The 2391-nt window shown below is 66.7% G+C and carries 3 protein-coding genes and 1 pseudogene; 1 reads left to right on the top strand and 3 read right to left on the bottom strand.

Going from position 1 to position 2391, the window contains the following annotated elements:
- A partial coding sequence (locus VFA16_RS08995) for a transcription initiation protein (protein ID WP_324967475.1) occupies positions 1–303 on the top strand: 303 nt, incomplete at its 5' end.
- A gap of 133 nt (positions 304–436) precedes the next feature.
- Here VFA16_RS08995 and VFA16_RS08990 read toward each other — a convergent pair.
- From VFA16_RS08990 to VFA16_RS23780, 3 genes and pseudogenes are all read right to left on the bottom strand, one after another.
- Complete coding sequence (locus VFA16_RS08990) at positions 437–1267, bottom strand: SDR family oxidoreductase (protein WP_324967474.1); 831 nt, start codon at positions 1265–1267, stop codon at positions 437–439.
- Between the two features lie 188 nt (positions 1268–1455).
- Entirely contained in the window at positions 1456–2241 is a 786-nt protein-coding gene (locus tag VFA16_RS08985) for a phospholipase D-like domain-containing protein (protein ID WP_324967473.1), read from the bottom strand.
- 78 nt (positions 2242–2319) lie between these two features.
- Positions 2320–2388 (bottom strand): annotated as a pseudogene (locus VFA16_RS23780) (hypothetical protein); the annotation flags it as partial.
- Between the last annotated feature and the right edge of the window lie 3 nt (positions 2389–2391).

The raw sequence follows: 2391 nt of genomic DNA, 5'->3' as shown, positions 1-2391 counted from the left end.
GAGGGCTACGAGCGCACTGACCCGACCGTACGAGATGCCGCGCACGACCACGACGCGCGACTGCAGAGCGAAGGGGCCGTGGTGGGAATCGCCGGCAATCCGGTGTGCGTCCGGAACCACGACGCCGCTGCGGTCGAGATCGAGAGCGGCCCCTTCATGAGCTCGGCGCTGCCCATCGCCGGATTTGCGTTGATCGAGGCCGCCACCATCGCGGAGGCGGTGGAGATCGCCTCGCACACCCCCTGCGCTGTAGCTCACGGTGTCGTCGAGGTATGGCCACTCGAACAAGCGCCATCGGCGTGAGATTCGGCGTCGTTGCGCTCCACCGATGCCTGTAACCGGCCGGGCCACATGGTTCACTTTGGGCCCTGGTTCACACGCCGCGAACGTCTCGTGAACGGAGTCCCGGTGAGGTGATGAATGGAGCGAGCGAACGCTAAGTGGCCGCGCGCGCCGCGGTCGACGGCTGCCCTGACAAATCGGCGAGATACTCCTCCCAGGTCCGGGTGCCAACAGCACGGTCGGGGGCGAGGTTGGCGCCGCCGCGGATGGCGGCGGCGGCAGCGCCGGGGACCCGGATCGGCAGCAGGCAGCGCCGCTTGCCGACCGCCTTCAAGTAGCTGCGCAGCAGCTCGTCGAGCGTGTAGGTCTTGGGACCGGCGATGGCCGGTGCCTCTCCCACCGGCTCGCCGAGCGTGAGCCGAGCCAGCTCAGCAGCGACGTCGTCGGTGTCGACCGGCTGGAACCGCACGCCGCGCGGCACGGGGATGACGGGCAGCTTTGACATGCCTCTGAGCACCACCAGCATGAACCCGTCGTAGAACTGGGTCGCCCGCAGGTTGGTCCAGGGGATGCCGGACTCCTCGAACGCCGACTCGACCGCGCGCTGGCCGGCGAAGTAGCCGAACATCGACCGGTCGAGGCCGCTCTTGACCGGTATCCGATCGGCACCCACCACTGAGATGTTGATCAGGTGGCGGACGCCCGCCTGCTGGGCGGCCCGCACCAGATTCCGCGCCTGGGCGGTGTCCTTTTTGATCCTGCCGGTGGCGGCGCAGTGGAGGACCACATCGACGCCGGCGACCGCCGCTTCGACGCCCACTCCCGTGACGAGGTCGCCAACCATGTACTCGACGGCGCGGTCCGGCGCGTGTGGTTTGCGGCTCAGGACGCGTACCGTCCGCCCCGCCGCCACCAGCCGCGGTACCACCCGGTGTCCCAGGCCGCCGGTGCCTCCGGTGACCAAAATCAGACCTTCGCTGCTCATCTTTTGTCTGCTGTCACAAAGATCCTGCTTGTGGTGTCACCGTAGTTGACACCCGACGACGCGAGGAGGTGACAAGCCATGGCTGGGCCAGAGACGCCGAGATGCCGCTCAGCAGATCCATGTCGATCGAACTGAACCTTACCAAGTGGGATTGATCCGGTCAGACACCTTTGGCGAGGTGACTGCCATCAGCCGTCGACGAGCAAGCCCTTGAGCGGGCCCATCAGTCTCGCGCTGCGACGGGACACCGCAGGTAACGGACGCAAGCCGCTCATAGGGCGGTGGCCGGAAACGAGCCTGGGCCGCCAGAGCTCCTCGAGCACTGCGAGTGGATCACGGCCGATGCAATCAATGTCAACATGCTCGCTCCATAGACGTTCGCGGAGGGAGCGCGCGAGCCGCGCATCGTCGCTCACAACGTTCACCTCGGTGTCGTTGAAAAGCGAATGCTCGTTGAGGTTGCCAGATCCCACCGTCAACCAACGATCGTCCACGATTCCCACCTTTGCGTGTACGTACACCCCGGGTGCGCTCGCCGTCGCCGGGCCGATGGTGCCGGCGAGAAGGCGGTGCTCGCGATCAGCTTCCTGTAGCACGCCGAGCTGCCCGCGTGTGTCGTCCCTGCCGTTGTTCGGCCGTTGGGGAAGCACGATGCAGAGACGAAATTCCTCGGTCGGCGGTTCTTGAAGCAGATTGCGGAGCACGGCGACGACCTCCGCGCTCCAGAGGAACTGATTCTCCAGATAGATCAGGCGTCGGGCGCTCCGCAAGGCGCCGATGTAGGCCTCAAGCAACGTGAAATCGCCGCGCGGCAGGGCTGCATACGTTCCTTCGGGCACTGTGCGCACGACCTGGACGCGGCTGTCACCCGCGGGATCGGGACGGCTGACCGGCGACAGCCGTTCGCCGGTGGTGGCTTCCCAGCGCAGCGCAAAGTGCTCCGCGACGTCGGCCGCAGACGGGCCGGTCAGCACTGCAGCCGCGTCGTGCCAGCCGAGACCGGGCCGCAACGGGTGCGGGGACCCGTCCAAGCGATCTCCATCAATGTCAGTGAGGTCGATCCCGCCGACAAACGCTGTTGTGCCGTCGACAATCACGAGCTTCTCGTGATGGCAGTGCAGCGG

The organism is Mycobacterium sp., from assembly GCF_035653355.1.
Classification (GTDB): domain Bacteria; phylum Actinomycetota; class Actinomycetes; order Mycobacteriales; family Mycobacteriaceae; genus Mycobacterium.
The sequence above is the reverse complement of the archived record's forward strand: the minus strand, read 5'-3'. Positions and strand labels throughout refer to the sequence as shown.